Source organism: Acinetobacter junii CIP 64.5 (assembly GCF_000368765.1).
In the GTDB taxonomy this organism is placed as follows: domain Bacteria; phylum Pseudomonadota; class Gammaproteobacteria; order Pseudomonadales; family Moraxellaceae; genus Acinetobacter; species Acinetobacter junii.
Map to the genome: position 1 here is coordinate 293,056 of NZ_KB849654.1, position 17,467 is coordinate 310,522.

Genomic DNA, 17,467 nt, shown 5'->3' on the forward strand with positions numbered 1-17,467 from the left:
GCCAAACGTAAAGCCGAAGCAGATGCCAAAGCAAAAGCCGATGCGGACGCCAAACGTAAAGCCGAAGCAGATGCGAAAGCAAAAGCTGAGGCAGAAGAAGCTAAAGCCGCCTCTGCAAAAAAAGCAGAACAAGAAGCTGCTCAGAAAAAAGCTGAAGCTAAAAAAATTGCCTCGACAGCTAAGCGTGATTTCACAAACAAAATCGAACGTGCTTGGAATGTTCCTACTGGTAGTACGGGTCAAAAAGCCACTGCACGTGTTACATTAAGTGATAGTGGTGCAGTCTTATCTGTGATTGTTAATGCGAATGATCCTGATGTAAAAGCAAGTGTTGAGGCCGCAGTACGCGCAGCTGCACCGTATCCAATGCCTGATGATCCGGATGCACGTCGCGAAGCGAGAAGTTTTACTTCTAGTTTTACAGCAAAATAGTAATGAATAGTTAACGTTACATGCTTTTAATAGCACAAAGCATGTAACTATGTTAAATAATCAACAGCCACAAAATACGAACTCAAGTAATTGTAACTATGGACAAGACTCGTAAATCCCTCCTCGCCCTAGCAGTTTTTACTGCACTTAGTACTGTTGTTTCAGGAACAGCATTTGCACAATTACATTTAGAAATTGCAAAAGCACCAGAACAAGCGCCTAAAATTGCAATCATTCCCTTTACCAATGACAATGCCATTTATCCAATTGTTGAAAATGATTTAAATCGCTCAGGTCGTTTTACAAGTGCATCTAGAAACTTACCTGCATCGGCATCATTAAATCAAATTCAAGCAAGTGATTGGCAAAATGCTGGCGTACCTTACGTCGTTGTCGGGCAAATTAAATCAATAAATGCAAATTCTTTTGAAGTTCACTACCAACTTTATGATGTTCAAAAACAACAATACCTTTTGAATGAAGTGTTAACAGTACCAAATTCGCGTATTCGCCAAGCTGGACATATGATCAGTGATGCAATTTATCAAGCATTGACTGGAATTGCAGGTGACTTTAGTGGACGTATTGCGTATGTATTACGCAATCCCGACACACCTGCCCAACGTTACACATTACAAATCGCGGATACTGATGGTGAACAACCTAAAACTGTACTTTCTTCCCGTGATCCAATCCTATCACCCACTTGGACACCTGATGCTAAGAAAATTGCTTATGTTTCTTTTGAAACCAAGCGTCCTGCTATTTATCTACAAGACTTAGCAACAGGTCAACGCGAAGTTCTAGCAAGTTTTAAAGGGCTTAATGGTGCACCAAGCTTCTCACCAGATGGACAATCGATGTTATTTACAGCATCGATGCATGGTAATCCAGAAATTTATCAAATGAATCTGAATACTCGTCAAGTAAAACGTATGACTACAGACTCTGCGATTGATACAGAAGCTCGTTACGCTCCTGATGGTAAATCATTTATCTTTACATCTGATCGTGGTGGCTCACCACAAATTTATCGTTATAGTTTTGAAGATGGCTCAGTTAAACGTTTAACCTTTAAAGGTGCATTTAATGCACGTGGTACGCTGAGTGCTGATGGTAAAAAGATTGCTTTAGTACACCGCCCTAGCGGAAGTAGTTATAAAGTTGCGTTACAAGATATCAATACAGGTATTACCAATATTTTGACACCAACAAGCTTAGACGAATCACCAAGCTTCTCACCTAATGGGCAAATGGTTGTATACGCAACTCGTGAAGGTAGTCGAGGTCTTTTATCAATCATGTCTACTGATGGTCGTTTCCGTATGAATTTACCAAGTGAGCAAGGTGAAGTGCGCGAACCAGCTTGGGCACCGAAATAAATTTTATTAATTGGAGAACTTCATGAATATTAAATATCTTACACTTCCTTTAATCGCGGCAACACTTGTATTTACTGGATGTGCAAGCCGAAAACCTGCTGCTGAGATTACCACAGGCAATACACCAAATGGTTCCACAACAGTAAATACAACAGGATTGAGTGAAGATGCTGCATTGAATGCACAAAATCTTGCAGGTGCGTCTTCCAAAGGTGTTACCGCGGCAAATAAAGCATTCTTGGCTAAACGTGTTGTTCACTTCGACTATGACAGCAGTGACCTATCAAATGAAGACTATCAAACACTTCAAGCTCATGCACAGTTCTTAGTCGCAAATGCAAATTCTAAAGTTGCACTTACAGGCCATACTGATGAGCGTGGTACTCGTGAATACAACATGGCTTTAGGTGAACGTCGTGCAAAAGCAGTTGAGAGTTTCTTGATCACCAATGGTGTGAATCCACAGCAACTCGAAGCAGTAAGCTACGGTAAAGAGGCACCAGTCAATACTGGACATGATGAAGCGGCTTGGAAAGAAAATCGTCGCGTTGAAATTAACTACGAAGCTGTCCCACCATTATTGAAATAAACTTACAAATAAAAAAGCTCACTAACAGTGAGCTTTTTTATTTCTTAATCATTTCGCGAAGTCTGCTGATTATCATGATCTGATTGCATAGACTCAATCAAATCATGTTTATTAAACTCTTTATACTCAGGTTTTGCTTCATACTCTTTCCAAGCATCTTTGACATTTTCTTTAGAAATTTGTTCTAAACTAATCGGTTCGCTTGGCGTGGGAGTTGCATCAAAATTTTTGGTTGTCATCGTTGTTCTCCAAACCTCCTGTTTAGTATGCAATCAACATAGCATGTAATCTGGTTCTTGTAATCATAAAAGCAACATAAATAAAGTAAGATAATTTTTATTTTGGGTCGTTCTCATCTAGAATAGCGAAAATATTTTTATCAACTTTTGACTCGGCTAAATTGGAGCTATTTAATATGTCAAACCAGACCTTATCCCAATACTTAGAACAACAACATGGGAATTTGACACCTGAGTTGGCACAAGTCATCGAAACGATTGCAAACACTTGTAAGACAATTGATCAAGCACTTCAAAAAGGTGCTCTAGCAGGAATATTAGGTAGTGCTGAAAATGAAAATGTGCAGGGTGAAACACAAAAGAAATTAGATGTGATTTCAAATGATTATTTAATCGATGCTTTGAAGTCACACCCACAAGTCGGTGGCTTAGCTTCTGAAGAATTAGATGATTTCACGCCAGCACAAGAAAACGGTAAATATCTCGTACTTTTTGATCCTTTAGATGGTTCAAGCAATATTGATATCAATATGTGTGTGGGTACAATTTTCTCGATTTTACCTGCAAAAAATGCGGTAACTCAATCTGCTGACTTTATGCAAGCAGGTACAGAACAAGTCGCTGCAGGCTATGTACTTTACGGACCATCAACCATGTTGGCTCTAACAGTTGGTGCTGGTGTTGTGTTCTTTACTTTAGATCCAAATACACAAACATATTTATTAACGACAGAGAACGTACAAGTTTCTTCAGACACTCAAGAGTTTGCAATTAATGCATCAAATCAACGTCATTGGGAAAATCCTGTAAAACGTTATATTGATGAACTTTTAGCTGGAAAAACATCTGTACGTGAAAAAGATTTTAACATGCGTTGGGTTGCATGTATGGTTGGAGATATTCATCGCATTTTATGCCGCGGTGGTATCTTCTTATATCCTTACGATTTAAAAGATCCTAAAAAAGCAGGTCGTTTACGTTTAATGTATGAAGCGAATCCTATGAGCATGTTAATTGAACAAGCGGGCGGAGCTTCAACGACAGGTCGTGTTCGCATCATGGATATTCAACCAACTGAGTTACATCAACGTGTACCTGTTATCATTGGTTCGAAAAATGAAGTTGAACTTGTAACTAGCTATCATTAATCTCTTTTAAAACCCAGAGCATCATAGACTTATGATGCTCTTTTGGACAATTTATTTATGGCTGTTATCTTTCTAGAATCAAAAGACAATGCAAAAATCAAACATTTGCGTGGTTTAATCGAGTTAAATAGTGCTCGAAAAAAACATCAACAAACTGTTCTAGAAGGTACACATCTCTGTTTATCTTGGTTACAACAACAAAGAAAAATCTTTTCTTTATTTACAACTGAGCAAGCTTTGGATCATCCTGAGCTGCAAGAAATTATTGAAATACATCAAGGTCATATTTTCATCATAAGTGAAGTACTTTACAAAGATTTGAGTACATTAGGGACTACCCTACCTTGCTTAGCGATTGTTGATCTTCCAAAAACCTCGCAAACTATCGATTTCAAAGCAGATACTTTAATATTAGAAAATGTTCAAGATCCTGGAAATGTAGGGACATTGCTTCGTTCAGCAGCCGCGGCGAATATAAAACAAATCATTTGCACCCAAGGTTCAGCATCTCTTTGGTCTCCACGTGTGTTGCGTGCAGGTATGGGCGCTCACTTCAGTGTTCACTGTTTTGAAAATTTTCAGTTAACCGACATTCTTCCAAAATTTGAAATCCCTGTTTTTGTAACTAGCTCACACCGATCAACAAGCCTTTATTCAAAAGATTTAACTCAAGCCTGTGTCTGGATCTTAGGAAATGAAGGTCAAGGTGTATCTGATTATGCACTTGAGCATGCAGAAGCTGTCACTATCCCACAACCTGGTGGTCAAGAATCTCTAAATGTAGCGATTGCTGGATCAATCTGCTTTTTTGAAATGGTCCGCCAACGTCAATAAAACGTTAATTTACTTTAAATGCGCTTTATTTGCGGAAAAAATCAATTACACTGCTAAAATAATTGCTTAAGTTGTCAACGCATTCACCATTTTCAACGTTATATAGATAATAATGGTGGGTATCCATGACAGGATTTTCCATCTCTATGGATTTAGCACCTAAACAGGCTCAAACCGATAGCGGTACACATACAGGTACTGTTGAACAACGTCTTCGCTTTTTTATGCAAGACGTTACAGGTCGTGCGCTTGTAATGATGGAAAGTGCAACACAAGGTCAACAAGGCATTGCTATGGATTTAGTGCAAGAAGCATTTATCTCATTGCACAAATCATATTCAGATAAAACAGTGGATGAATGGTATCCCCTGTTTTACACCATTCTAAACAATAAATTACAAGACTGGAGACGGAAAGAAGCACGCAGAGCAAGCCCTTTCTCTTTGTTTAAAAAAATTAGTATAGATGATGACGAAGAACTAATTGATGTAGTTGATGAATCAACACCCAATCCATTCGAATTTCTAAATCAAGAAGTAACAATGGAAGAAATTCAGGATGCAATTCATAAATTATCTGTTCGTCAACAACAAGCATTCATGTTAAGAGCATGGGAAGGATTTGACACGATCACTACAGCTCAAATCATGAATTGTAGCGAAGGTAGTGTAAAAACCCACTATCACCGTGCAATACAAGGACTCAGAATCGCTTTAGAGCATTTAAATCCACATTCGGGAGGTTCATCAGATGAATAAAGATGAGTTCACCAAACAAGTGACTTCCAAACTAGACCAACTAGCAAAAGAACAGCATCATAATAAAATGCTGGTTATGAATCATGTTTTAGATACGGTCCAAAAGAAACCGACATCTTACTACAGTATTTGGAAAATGACTGGTTTTGCTTTGGCCGCTGCAATTACAGGTATTGTAGTTTTACCAAACTCAATAGATTTAGCAGATAAGCCACAAAATCAAGTAATCGTAAATCCAAAACTTTCACCACAAATGGTCGAAGATATGGAAATGTTAATGGCGTTTGGCGAGGATCGAATTCCACATGGCAGCTAAAAAGTTAGCACTTGTTGTGTGTACGTTAGGCTTATTGCAAACAAGTTTTGCAAGTTCAGAACGTTTTTGGGTTTTTTCAAAACCAAATAAACCGACAACAGAAGAAACGTGGGAAGATCTATCACCTGAAGAGCAGCAACTCTTAATTAAACGCTATCAAACATTAAAAGAAATACCAACCAACCAAAGCACGCAACTACAACAGCGTATGGAATGGTTTACGCAGCTACCTGAAGAAGAAAAGCAAAAAATGCGTGATGTATGGCAAAAAATGAATACTCAAGAACGCAATACTCTGCGTAAAAGAATGCAGAATGCCAGTATTGAAGAGCGCGTATCTATCAGAGAAGAATATCTAAGCAAATATGCAGAACATTAAAAATTATTTTAATAAATTAAAAATAGCGCCCTAAGGCGCTATTTTTTATCTTCTATTTTCTAAAACGACGGTAAGCTAATAAACCCATTAAACCAAATATTGAAAACACTCCAATACTCCCGCCACCATTGTTACTTGCATTACGCGTATCATCAGTAGTCGTTGCTGTACTAATAACACTTACTGTAGCAGTATTAGAAATAGCACCATCAGCATCATATACCTGATAATTGAATGAATAGTTAAATGGGTTGAATGTATTAGATTCTTTAATATAAATATTACCACCGTAACATGTTTCTTTTTGATCAGGTTCTGGACATGCACCTTGGCGATCAGCAGTCACAACTAAATTTTTAGTTGGAACATTAGACAATCGTATTGGTAATTCAATCCCATCAGCATTTCTCCAGAATTGAGGTTTATTCGGTTCATTATCAGGACCTTTACCACCCTCACCAGTATCACCAAAATCATTAGATAATTTTAATAAATCTAATGAAACAGTTTGATTCTGTTGATATTTTAGTGTCACAGATGTATTTTTAGCCTCAGGAGCCACATTGACGAATGCCGCTTTGATCAAACCTGAGGATTTAATACTAGAATCAGTTCTCGATTGAATCGTATATTTACAGAAAATCTTATCACCAGCTTGAGTGATGCTATCATCTTTTCTATAAAGAATAATTTGCTCAAGATTACTATTCCACTCACAGACTATGTTTGGTTTATCACCCTCATCGATATTCGTAATCGAGTCATTAATCTGGCCCGTTCCCAAAACTTCTGTTGTGACAATATAATTCTCGTTATTAAAAAATTGTATTCTGTGACTACCATCACTCAGCACAATCTCTTGAGGTATTGGTAGTTGATATCGACTTAAATCGATATAAATTGCCCGATAATGTAAATTTTTATTTAGATTTTCATCTAATTTTTTAAATTTTTCTAAATTATACTTATCAGAAGTAAGCAATAGAGGATCATCTGGATTTTTGATTAGAAATTCATATCTCTCAATTTGCGCCTTGTAACCATCAATTATTTGTTTGATAGAGGTATTCGATAAATCCTCTAAATCACCAGCCGTTAATTTCATTAATTCAACAGAACCAATATCACAACTATTGCGAGCATTAGGATCATAGAACAAAGTACCATCAACAATACGTGCGATTCCTCTTTGATCTTTAGGTCCACAGTTATCACTTTCAGCTGCACTCACATCCACTAGATCTGTTGTCGTTTTATTATTATTTGGATAATACAGTGGCATAAATGCCGTACTTTCAGATGCAGGTTGCAAACTACTTAATAATGTTCGCAAATTAGTGATATTACTTATATCTAAGTTTGTATGTTTTCCCTCTGGTATCACTTCTTTAGGCAAATCGCATGTATTTGATCCAGTTAGTGTAAGTGCATTGTAATCTAGGAATATTTGGGCTGATTTTTCCTCTGATGCAGGACCAAGTAAATAACGGCAAGCATAACTACTGATATTATGAGATAGAATATTAAAACTTAATAATTTCAGACCAAGTTTATCGTATAAAAAAATAGTATTGGCTTGGTTTTCAACAATTGTGTTACTCGTTAATTCAAGGCTACTAGCATTACTTAAAATACTAGATGTGTTATTAGTCGTATTGCCTGCTTTTGTGTCTCCTGTAAACTTCAGCACAGTACCATTTGTAGAATTACTAATATTTTGTGCAATTGTATTTGTGCTTAAATTGACAGTAGGTTCGCCACAGAAATCAAATATACTTACAGAACTTGTTGATCCATTTTGAATTATACTGCTTGACGATATATCAATTTTTCGTTGCGAGTAGACGTTATCATTAAAACAACTCATTCCCAATACACTACCAACTGGGGATTGATTATTCCGAATTACTGCGTTTGATATAGATAAACCTGTAGTAGGCCCAGCAAGAAAAATTGCACCACCTGAAATACCCGCTTGTGACGCTAAAATGCGAACATTTTGCAAAGCAATATCAGCACCAGCATAAATCGCACCACCACGATCATTTGTTCGTGCATTTTTAAGAGTTATATTGTTCAGAGTAAGGGCTTTTGAACCAATTGTTGTATTAAAAATACGCGAAGAATTATTCCCATCAATAATGGTCTTATTCTCAGTCTGCGCAGGATACTGATTAGTAATTAGACTTCTCTTCTCCCAATCAACAGGTAATGCACCATAAATCACAACATTAACATTCGGTGCCAGTTCTTTCTTCAATACATAAGTACCAGCTTCTAACTGAATTTCTTTTCTAGTAGCAGATGAAATATCAGATACTGTACAGCCACCATAGTTTCTCCTAATCTCAGCAGCTTTTAGAGCTTCACGCAATGAACATGCGTTATTGTTCTCACCATCTTCGTCAACGAACGTATTAACTTTAATAACATCATTGCTTGTCGCAGCGAATAATGGCATCGTTGCAACGATCATGGTTGCTAAAATTCCTTTTTTATAATTTTTCATCTCAATCAAATCCCTTTATCAAGCTTTAAATCTTCGGAAACCAATTAATCCTAATAACATTAAAATTGATGTTAATCCCAAACTACCACCTGAAACATTTACTGTTTTACTTTCAAAATTATTTGGTGGATCTTGAACGATCGTTGTGGGAATGGTGATGTAATAATTTGATACATCGTTAAAACGTGTTGTTGTTGTAATAATACGTAAGTTAAATTTGTCAGCACCATGCCAATTGCTATTTGGTGTATAAACAACATTACCAAATTGATCAATTGTAAGTTTACCTTTGGATGGTTTTAATGTCTGTTGCACTTCAAGGCATCCTGGCTGCCAAGTTTGACCATCAGAACGTTTTCCTAATATACGCTCACAAGATGCAGAATCTAATAGTTCTCCATCTAATAGGCTTTCACTTATATTAAATTTAGCAATCTGACCATAAAGAATGTCTTGACCAGCAATTGGAACTTCTGATCTGTTAATTACAAGCTCTATTGCACCTAGATCACAAAGCTCGTCATATCCGCTTCTATTTTTACCACGCTGATCGATTAACTCACAACTTGCCAAACCAATAGAACTACCATCACTGTAAATCCGCCCCTTATTCACAATTAATGAATCAGATAGAGTTGAATATGATGACAATAACCTTGGTTTAAAGAAACCAACCAATTGATCTTTGGGAGTTGTAAATGGACATAGTAGACCATCTGCAGGAGGTGCATCACATATATCTTTTTCAACACTGTCACCCGCAATTAATTTATGCTTTAGATTATTTTTATCCCACATAAAATTTGGTCGTTCAGCAGGTGCATGTAAATTACAGTCTGATGTTGTCAGCGTACTTTGAACGACTGACTCATCATCGGATGATGTAACACAATTTGTAGTACCGTTATCAACAATTATACTATTTGATACAAATGCACTTGGAAATTTTTCTTCTGTAGTTGTCTCCCCAGTTGTTGTCTTGGAGGTCCATTTGGGTGCTTGCAAATATAATCCAGCAGCGTTTTTAATCATTGTTATATTATTAACAATCATTCCTTCACGGATATTTGCAACATACCCACCTTTATTCTGGAATATTGTCGTATTATTTATGCCAGCAAATCGACTTTGTAATGCTACACCAGTAGTTTCATCTCTAAAACCAGTTTGAACGAATAATATAGCTCCATCTATAGCTGAAGTACCTTGATTATCTCGAATGACTGACTGAAAGACTAAATAACGCGGCATTTCACTGTAAATAACAGCACCTTTATCAGCTTTATTCCCTTCTAAAATACTGTTACCAATTCGTACGATACCTGCCGTTTTTTCAGTATCAGATAAAATACCAGCATTATATATCCCGCCACCCCGTGTTGCGTTACCAGAAGTTAAGCGAGAGTACTGAATATTTAATGCTTCTCGATTATAGATCAGACCACCATCATTTAACTTAGTCGCTGATCCTTTTAAATTTAATTCATTTAAATTAACTAAAATTAATTCTTTTTCTACACTTCCATCATTAATAAAGAAGATTCGATCACTTCCCACCATTTTTAGTGTCGCGTTATTCGCACCCTTTTTATTATCATTAAAATCACCACTAGTTGCTGTAGTAATCGTCATTCCTACTTTCAACTCAAGCGACGTATTTAATGAATATTCTTTATCACGCTGTAATAGAATAATAGAACTCGCATCTTTATTACCACAACCATGGTAACCATTTTCATATTCTTTTTTGGCGCGATTATTTAGGAAAAAAACTGCTTCACGTAATGAACAAACGGTATCATCCTTATCTTCATCAACTAGTGTAGTGACTTGAATATCTGCTGCATATACATGTCCAGTAATTGCAAATAAAGCACAGGCAAGCGTCCGCTTGAACATACCGTTCTCCTTCTATTTTTCATTTTTCTTCGTATTGCAAATGACTATTTGCAACCACATTCCTTTGTGCGTACTTTGTCATAGCTCTCAAAATTACTCAAGAAATTTTATGCTATTGGCGATATTCATCAATAAGTGCGTAAATTTGCTTGAGTGTTGTATTCGAGAGCTTAGTTTTTTCACCTTTCAGCATTTTTTCAAGTTGCGCCAATGTTTGTAATAACACTGAGGCCTGATGAGGTCCATTATTCAGTAAGTAATCTACGATCTGCTGGTCAAAATGAATCCCTCGCCGATTCATTACAGATTGCAATAAGGCTTGTCTATCGATAAAAGAGCTGCCATTAGGGACTTTAACACTGACAGCTTGAGTTAATCGAGATTGTAGGTCTGGTAATTCTAATTTTAATTCGATTGGTGCAACTCGTGATGAAAAAACTAACTGACCTTCATGGTTATTCATCAAATGAAAGACTGCTTTTTGCCAATGCGGAACTCCACAAATCGCATCAACATCATCTAAAGCTACTAAATCATAAAATTCTAATGACGTGATCGCTTCAATAGGTGCATCTAATAGCTCTAATAACGATACTTTAATGGCTGGACGATTTAGTTCAAGATAGGAATCACATATCGCAGATAAGAGATGGCTTTTACCTGTCCCTGCACCTCCATAAACATAAAATCTACTGACCAACCCTGTATGTAATTGTCTAATTGCGTCAACGATAGGTCCCCATCCTGGACCCGAAAAATCACTAATTCGGGCATCAAGCTGAGGTTCAATATCCAGTTGTAGTTGACGCATATCGTTAATTTTTTCCTCGATTAATCAGGGTGAGTCTTATTAGATGTATCTGTATCTTGAGTTTTTTCTCCCTCAAGATCAATATCTAATTGCTGCGTTTCAAAATGTACTGGTTGATCATTACTCACTTCGAGAACGAATTCTGAAGGTAATCCATATAAACGACTTCGCTCATAATTATTACGGGCATGCTTAAGTAAAACGACAATAACCGCTGCAACAGGTAATGCAATCAACATTCCGAGAAAACCACCTAATTGAGCTCCCGCTAAGACAGCAAAAACAACTGCAACAGGCGATAGACCAATTTTATCCCCCAACAGGAATGGTTGCAGAATATAGCCCTCTACCATTTGACCAATCATAAAGACAACACCAACTAATAATAGTTGCATCCAATCAATACCAAACTGGAATAATGTTGCAATAACGGCTGCGATAATTCCAACACCAAAGCCTAGGTATGGAATAATACTTGCAAGACCAGCGACCATACCGATAATCAAACCAACTTCTAATCCAATCAGTTGCAATCCAACCGCATAAACAATTCCTAATAACAGCATTACAAGAAATTGCCCTTTAACAAATGCTCCAAGAACGCTATGACATTCACGAACAATCGTTAAAGTAGAAGCTTCATAAGGTCTTGGAATAAGGCGACGTAAACTATCTAACATTCTTTCCCAATCAAGCAAAAAGTAAAATGCAATAATTGGAATAAGGATTACGATACCACCGAGTTGAATAAAATTAAGACCTGACTGCGCTACGCGTAATGCCATAGTTTGAATGCTATCTGCACTATAGTTAGTCTGAATATAATCCATAACGGCTTTAGACAATTGCTCAGTATCTATTTCCATAGGTACCACATTAAATGTATGAGATACCCATGGTAAGAATGTTGCATTTATCCAATGAATTCCAGCTGGTATGCTATCTCTTGCATAAATCAGCTGCTCCCAAACTAAAGGCGCTAAAAACCATAAAACAACTGTTAACAGAACACCAATTCCAACGAACACTAAACTGATCGCTAACCAGCGAGGCAATCTAAATTTGACAAGTGTATCGACGAGTGGGCTGAACAAATATGCAATAAAGAATGCACCTACAAAAGGTAAAACAACAGGTTTCAACAGATATAAGACCCAGAGGAGCAATGCGAGCCCAGCGAGGATAAAGATACGGCGCAATACCTGATCTTGCATAAAATCCAGCCTTTTTTTGTGTAATCGTTATAAATAGAAAAAAATTTTAATAAAGATAGCATTTTCGAGCATAAATAACATAAGAGTTTCGTATATTCAGGTTATAATCTGCCGCCAATGCGGAGACTTCACTATGAGCAACTCAACTTCTACCTCAAATACTGGTTTAAGCTATAAAGATGCGGGCGTCGACATTGAAGCGGGCGACGCACTGGTCGATCGTATCAAATCAGTCGCTAAACGTACCACACGTCCTGAAGTTATGGGCGGACTTGGCGGTTTTGGTGCGTTATGTAAAATTCCAAAAGGTTATGAAGAGCCTGTATTGGTGTCTGGCACCGATGGCGTAGGCACTAAATTACGTTTAGCGCTTAACTTAAATCGTCATGACACAATTGGTCAAGACCTAGTCGCAATGTGCGTAAACGATCTACTCGTGTGTGGTGCAGAGCCATTATTCTTCCTAGATTATTACGCTACAGGTCACTTAAATGTTGATGTTGCAGCAAATGTAGTAACAGGTATTGGTAAAGGTTGTGAATTAGCTGGTTGTGCATTGGTTGGTGGTGAAACTGCTGAAATGCCTGGTATGTACGAAGGCGAAGATTATGATCTTGCTGGCTTTGCAGTAGGTGTTGTTGAGCAAAGTAAAATCATTGACGGTACTAAAGTAAAGTCTGGTGATGTACTGATCGGTGTTGCATCAAGTGGTGCTCACTCAAATGGTTATTCATTACTTCGCAAAATTTTAGATGTTAAAAATGTTGATTTGACACAAATCGTTGATGGTCGTCCACTTGCAGATGTAGCAATGGAACCAACTCGTATTTATGTAAAACCTGTTCTTGAACTTTGCAAGCAAGTTGATGTCCATGCAATGGCTCATATTACTGGTGGTGGCTTACCTGGTAACTTACCTCGCGTACTTCCTAATGGTGCTCAAGCAGTAATCAACGAATCAAGCTGGAATTGGCCAGAACTTTTCCAACTATTACAACGCGAAGGCAATGTTGAACGCTTCGAAATGTATCGTACATTCAACTGTGGTGTTGGTATGGTCATCGCTGTTGATGCTGATGATGCTGATAAAACAATCGAAGTACTTAACTCGCAAGGTGAAACAGCATGGAAAATTGGTCATATCCAAGAAAATGCTGAATCAGTTGAAGGCGCAGACGAAAAAATTCGCGTGATCTTTGCATAATGAGAATTGCGGTACTTGTCTCTGGCAATGGTAGCAACTTACAAGCCCTGATTGATGCAAATCTTTCAGGGCAAATCATTGGTGTACTTTCAAATAAAGCTGATGCATATGCTTTGGAACGTGCTAAACAAGCCAATATTGCTACTGCTGTCGTCTCACACAAAGACTTTCCAAATAGAGAAAGTTTTGATGAAGCCATGCATCAACAACTATTAGCATGGCAAATTGATTTAGTTATTCTTGCTGGTTTTATGCGAATTTTAACACCAAGTTTTGTCAGCCAATGGCAAGGTAAAATGTTAAATATTCACCCCTCCCTTCTTCCTTACTATAAGGGAGTCAATACACACCAACGTGTTTTGAATACAGGTGATCGCTTTCATGGTTGTACGGTTCATTTTGTTACAGCAGAACTTGATGCAGGTCAAAGCATTGCTCAATCTGCGATAGAAGTTCATCTTAACGACACGGTTGAAACACTTGCTCAGCGTGTGCACAAACTTGAGCATTTTATTTATCCTCAAGTTGCAGAATGGCTATGTAATGGTCAACTGACTTGGAGAGATGGTCAGGCATTTTTCAATCAGAAACCTTTGGAACAACCAATTCAGTTCGCGCAATTCTAGAATCAAAAAACACATCCTCGGATGTGTTTTTTATGTCGTATTACAGAGTCTTAACGAATTAGATTTTTAATTTTCATCACTGTTTCTGTCGGATGTTCCAGTGGGAACATGTGCCCACCCTCTACGATTGAAAAAGGAATGCCTAATTTCTTCTTTGCAACCTGAGGAAACTTCTCTTTTAAAAATACACTGTCACTTCCAACCACTAAATGAACAGGCACTTTAGGCTTCGGCATAGGTAACCACCACATTGAAGGCGTTGTCCTAAACAATTCAACTTCATCATCTTTAGGTATCGTAAGTGTTACCCCACCTTTTCGTGGATCATCTGCTAATGCATAGTCAATATATGCCTGAAAACAATCAGGATCAAAATGTTGATAGAATCCTTTATTTCTCAATAGCTCTGCGGCTTGCTCACGAGATTCCCAGTGATCTCTACGACGTACTGATAAACCTGCAGGCGTAATTTTGTCGACTAATTTGGGTTTAAAGAGCTTTGCAAGATGAAATACAAAAGATGCTTTACCTATAATTAAAGGTGGGTCTAGCATAATCACTTGGGAAAATAATTCAGGACGACGATACGCAGCCATCAAAGTCAATACAGAACCTAAAGAGTGCCCTAAACCGATCACCTTACGACCTTTTGATTGCTGAACAATACTATCTATAACTTGATCAACGAGATATGTCCAACCATGGGTAATCGGATAACGTTTGTCTGTTCCTATTTCAGGTACATAGATAATGTCATAATCACTTTTCAAATCATCAAACAGCTTTTGGTAAACTTTTGAAGGCACACCGTTCGCATGAGCGAAATGAATTAAAGGTTTCATAGATTCGTCTTCAAATTTATCGATTGATCAATTATCTCCCGTTCAAAGATCATTACAATTTAAAAGGGAGAACTACAGAGTAATTTATAGAAAGTAAAATGGTGAGAAAATTAAGATCAAGAATCACTAAGTTTCCTTTATGACAAAGAAAACTTAGTGATAAGTCAGACAATATTATTGTAGTTTTGCGTTTTGTTGTGTGTCTAATTGAGTTGCCAATGATGAGCTAATCCCCTCACCAATTTTTGTACCCATTCGACCTAAAATTGACTCAAGCGGATTATGCTGAACAGTGTAATCAACTTTTTGCTCAACCTTCAAATCTCTCATCAAAGTCGTCAAACTACCACTACGATCCGCCACACCTAAGGCAATCGCTTGCTCACCACTCCAGAATAAACCAGAGAAGATCGCAGGGTCATTAGATTTCAAACGCTTACCACGACCTTCTTTAACAGCGTTAATAAAGTGACTATGAACATTATCCAAAACCGACTGAACATGTGCTTGTTGAGTTGGATTGATCGGCTTTGTCATGCTCAAAATATCTTTATTATTACCAGATGTAAGCGTGCGATCCTCAATACCTAATTTTTGAGTTAAACCGCTTAAGCCATAATTTGGCATAATTACACCAATTGAACCAACTAAACTCGATGGATTAACAATAATTTCATCAGCTGCAGATGCAATATAATAAGCACCTGAAGCGCCCATGTCTCCAATCACTGCATAAACTTTTTTAGCAGGATATTGCTTTTTCAAATAGCGAATTTCTTGCCAAATTTCGTCTGACTGAACTGGTGAACCACCAGGAGAGTTGATATTCAAAGCAATTGCCTTACTGCCACTTGCTTCAAATGCGCGCTTTAATGCTTTATTTGTATCTTCACTATTCACAGCAGATTGACTGCTTGATGAATCAATCGTTCCGATAATATCGACCACTGCTAAGTGATCACTACTGATACTCGTGGTTGCTTTTTCAGTTGTAGTCGAGCAGCTTTTACTCATTGCAATTAAAACAATCAACAAATAAGCAAAACCTAAACATTTAAAAAAGATACTCCAACGACGACTACGGCGCTGTTCTTCTACAGATGCTAAAACAGCTTTTTCCAAGATTTGCCATTCTTTGCCTGTCACATTATTACTATGTGTTGGTTCGTTTTGTGGTTTCGGTGGCCAATCGGACATAAGATTCCAATCCAATAGATTTTAAAGTGGTTTTATTATATACGCTGATTTACTGAAAACTGTTTAAATAACTTGTTTTAACTTATAATTATTTTGTGCGTTATACTCTTTTCATGTAATTCTAACTACCTCAAATCAATGACCCAGCCTCAAGCAACTAGTTCAAACTACAAACTGATCAAACTATTCAGTAAACAACCAATCCAACTAGGACGGTTTTTTGCACTCATATTGGCTGGGTTATTTAACAGATTTCAATTATCTAAAATTTCCAAAATTATTCGTTTAAACATAAAAATAGCATTTCCTGAACTGAATGATCATGAGTTACAGATACTCTCTAAAGAAGCAATTCGCAATGAGCTCACGTCTTATTTTGAATTTTTAAGTATTTGGGGTTCAAGTAATCAGAAAAACATTCAGCGTATACATAGCATCACTGGTGAACAGTACTTTCACGATGCTTTAGCAGAAAAAAAAGGACTTGTGCTCGTCATACCCCACTTCGGAACGTGGGAAGTGATGAATTCTTGGTTATCTCATTATACTCAAATGACGATATTGTATAAGCCAGTTAAAAACCCAGATGCAGATCAGTTTGTCCGTGATGCCAGAAGTCGTGAACAAGCTAACCTCGTGCCAACAGATGAAAGTGGTGTACGACAAATTTTTAAAGCATTAAAACAAGGCGGAACAACAGCTATTTTACCTGACCACACACCTGATCAAGGTGGTGATATGATTGATTACTTTGGGATTCCACTAGCATCTAGTAGTCTAAGCGCAAAATTAATCCAAAAAACAAAAGCCAAAGCACTCCTGATCTATGCGATGAGAAATGATCAAGATGGATTTGATATGTTTGTTGAACCAATCAATCCACATATTTATGAAGGCAATGCTGAGCAAGGAACACTAATTATTCATCAGGCTTTAGAGCAACTTATTCGGCGCTATCCAAGTCATTACCATTGGAGTTACAAACGATTTAGTGCCAACAAAAGTTTAAAGAAAATTTATGATATTGACGAGCAAGAGGCCTTAGCTAGGGTCGCTGAAGTTAGATTGCAAAATCAAAAATAAATCAC

18 protein-coding genes are annotated in these 17,467 nt (G+C 37.3%); 11 read left to right on the forward strand and 7 right to left on the reverse strand.

The window, feature by feature from the left end; genetic code table 11:
- The 3 genes from F948_RS02930 to pal all read left to right on the forward strand — a co-directional run.
- Positions 1–432: cell envelope integrity TolA family protein (locus F948_RS02930; protein WP_004959815.1), on the forward strand; the 432-nt coding region annotated here is incomplete at its 5' end.
- A gap of 98 nt (positions 433–530) precedes the next feature.
- On the forward strand, positions 531–1,814 hold the full coding sequence (gene tolB / locus F948_RS02935) for a Tol-Pal system beta propeller repeat protein TolB (protein WP_004959819.1): 1,284 nt from the start codon (positions 531–533) through the stop codon (positions 1,812–1,814).
- A 22-nt stretch (positions 1,815–1,836) separates the two neighbouring features.
- Positions 1,837–2,403, forward strand: coding sequence for a peptidoglycan-associated lipoprotein Pal (gene pal / locus F948_RS02940; protein ID WP_004952979.1), 567 nt, complete (start codon positions 1,837–1,839; stop codon positions 2,401–2,403).
- A gap of 44 nt (positions 2,404–2,447) precedes the next feature.
- Here pal and F948_RS02945 read toward each other — a convergent pair whose 3' ends face one another.
- The gene (locus F948_RS02945) at positions 2,448–2,642 is read right to left on the reverse strand and encodes an NF038105 family protein (RefSeq protein ID WP_004913584.1); all 195 of its coding nucleotides are present in this window, start codon (positions 2,640–2,642) and stop codon (positions 2,448–2,450) included.
- A gap of 176 nt (positions 2,643–2,818) precedes the next feature.
- On the opposite strand from F948_RS02945, the gene F948_RS02950 reads away from it, so the two are divergent.
- From F948_RS02950 to F948_RS02970, 5 genes are all read left to right on the forward strand, one after another.
- On the forward strand, positions 2,819–3,790 hold the full coding sequence (locus F948_RS02950; RefSeq protein ID WP_004952973.1) for a class 1 fructose-bisphosphatase: 972 nt from the start codon (positions 2,819–2,821) through the stop codon (positions 3,788–3,790).
- Between the two features lie 57 nt (positions 3,791–3,847).
- Positions 3,848–4,624 (forward strand): TrmH family RNA methyltransferase, encoded by a 777-nt coding sequence (locus F948_RS02955; protein WP_004959822.1) that lies wholly within the window; start codon positions 3,848–3,850, stop codon positions 4,622–4,624.
- Between the two features lie 146 nt (positions 4,625–4,770).
- Entirely contained in the window at positions 4,771–5,382 is a 612-nt protein-coding gene (locus F948_RS02960) for an RNA polymerase sigma factor (RefSeq protein ID WP_004959823.1), read from the forward strand.
- A complete protein-coding gene (locus F948_RS02965; RefSeq protein WP_004959825.1) occupies positions 5,375–5,698 on the forward strand; it encodes a hypothetical protein in 324 nt (107 codons plus the stop codon). The genes F948_RS02960 and F948_RS02965 overlap by 8 nt, the downstream gene beginning before the upstream one ends.
- On the forward strand, positions 5,688–6,077 hold the full coding sequence (locus F948_RS02970; RefSeq protein WP_004959826.1) for a DUF3106 domain-containing protein: 390 nt from the start codon (positions 5,688–5,690) through the stop codon (positions 6,075–6,077). The genes F948_RS02965 and F948_RS02970 overlap by 11 nt, the downstream gene beginning before the upstream one ends.
- Positions 6,078–6,129: 52 nt before the next feature.
- Here F948_RS02970 and F948_RS02975 read toward each other — a convergent pair whose 3' ends face one another.
- The 4 genes from F948_RS02975 to cxpE form a co-directional block, all read right to left on the reverse strand.
- Positions 6,130–8,586 carry a CSLREA domain-containing protein gene (locus F948_RS02975; protein WP_004959828.1) on the reverse strand — a complete coding sequence of 819 codons (2,457 nt, stop codon included), beginning with the start codon at positions 8,584–8,586 and terminating at the stop codon, positions 6,130–6,132.
- Between the two features lie 18 nt (positions 8,587–8,604).
- A complete protein-coding gene (gene rbtA / locus F948_RS02980; protein ID WP_004959830.1) occupies positions 8,605–10,485 on the reverse strand; it encodes a rhombotarget A in 1,881 nt (626 codons plus the stop codon).
- 112 nt (positions 10,486–10,597) lie between these two features.
- Positions 10,598–11,296 carry a DnaA ATPase domain-containing protein gene (locus F948_RS02985; RefSeq protein WP_004913609.1) on the reverse strand — a complete coding sequence of 233 codons (699 nt, stop codon included), beginning with the start codon at positions 11,294–11,296 and terminating at the stop codon, positions 10,598–10,600.
- A gap of 20 nt (positions 11,297–11,316) precedes the next feature.
- A complete protein-coding gene (gene cxpE, locus F948_RS02990) occupies positions 11,317–12,510 on the reverse strand; it encodes a chloramphenicol efflux transporter CxpE (RefSeq protein WP_004913612.1) in 1,194 nt (397 codons plus the stop codon).
- A 133-nt stretch (positions 12,511–12,643) separates the two neighbouring features.
- Between cxpE and purM the strand changes: the two genes are divergently transcribed.
- On the forward strand, positions 12,644–13,714 hold the full coding sequence (gene purM / locus F948_RS02995; protein ID WP_004959833.1) for a phosphoribosylformylglycinamidine cyclo-ligase: 1,071 nt from the start codon (positions 12,644–12,646) through the stop codon (positions 13,712–13,714).
- Positions 13,711–14,340 carry a phosphoribosylglycinamide formyltransferase gene (gene purN / locus F948_RS03000; RefSeq protein ID WP_171057540.1) on the forward strand — a complete coding sequence of 210 codons (630 nt, stop codon included), beginning with the start codon at positions 13,711–13,713 and terminating at the stop codon, positions 14,338–14,340. Before purM ends, purN begins: the two co-directional genes overlap by 4 nt.
- 50 nt (positions 14,341–14,390) lie before the next feature.
- Here purN and F948_RS03005 read toward each other — a convergent pair whose 3' ends face one another.
- Both F948_RS03005 and sppA read right to left on the reverse strand, forming a co-directional pair.
- Complete coding sequence (locus tag F948_RS03005; protein WP_004959836.1) at positions 14,391–15,182, reverse strand: alpha/beta fold hydrolase; 792 nt, start codon at positions 15,180–15,182, stop codon at positions 14,391–14,393.
- A gap of 174 nt (positions 15,183–15,356) precedes the next feature.
- Complete coding sequence (gene sppA / locus F948_RS03010; protein WP_004913625.1) at positions 15,357–16,379, reverse strand: signal peptide peptidase SppA; 1,023 nt, start codon at positions 16,377–16,379, stop codon at positions 15,357–15,359.
- Between the two features lie 138 nt (positions 16,380–16,517).
- Between sppA and F948_RS03015 the strand changes: the two genes are divergently transcribed.
- Positions 16,518–17,462 (forward strand): lysophospholipid acyltransferase family protein, encoded by a 945-nt coding sequence (locus F948_RS03015; protein WP_004959839.1) that lies wholly within the window; start codon positions 16,518–16,520, stop codon positions 17,460–17,462.
- Positions 17,463–17,467: the final 5 nt, after the last annotated feature.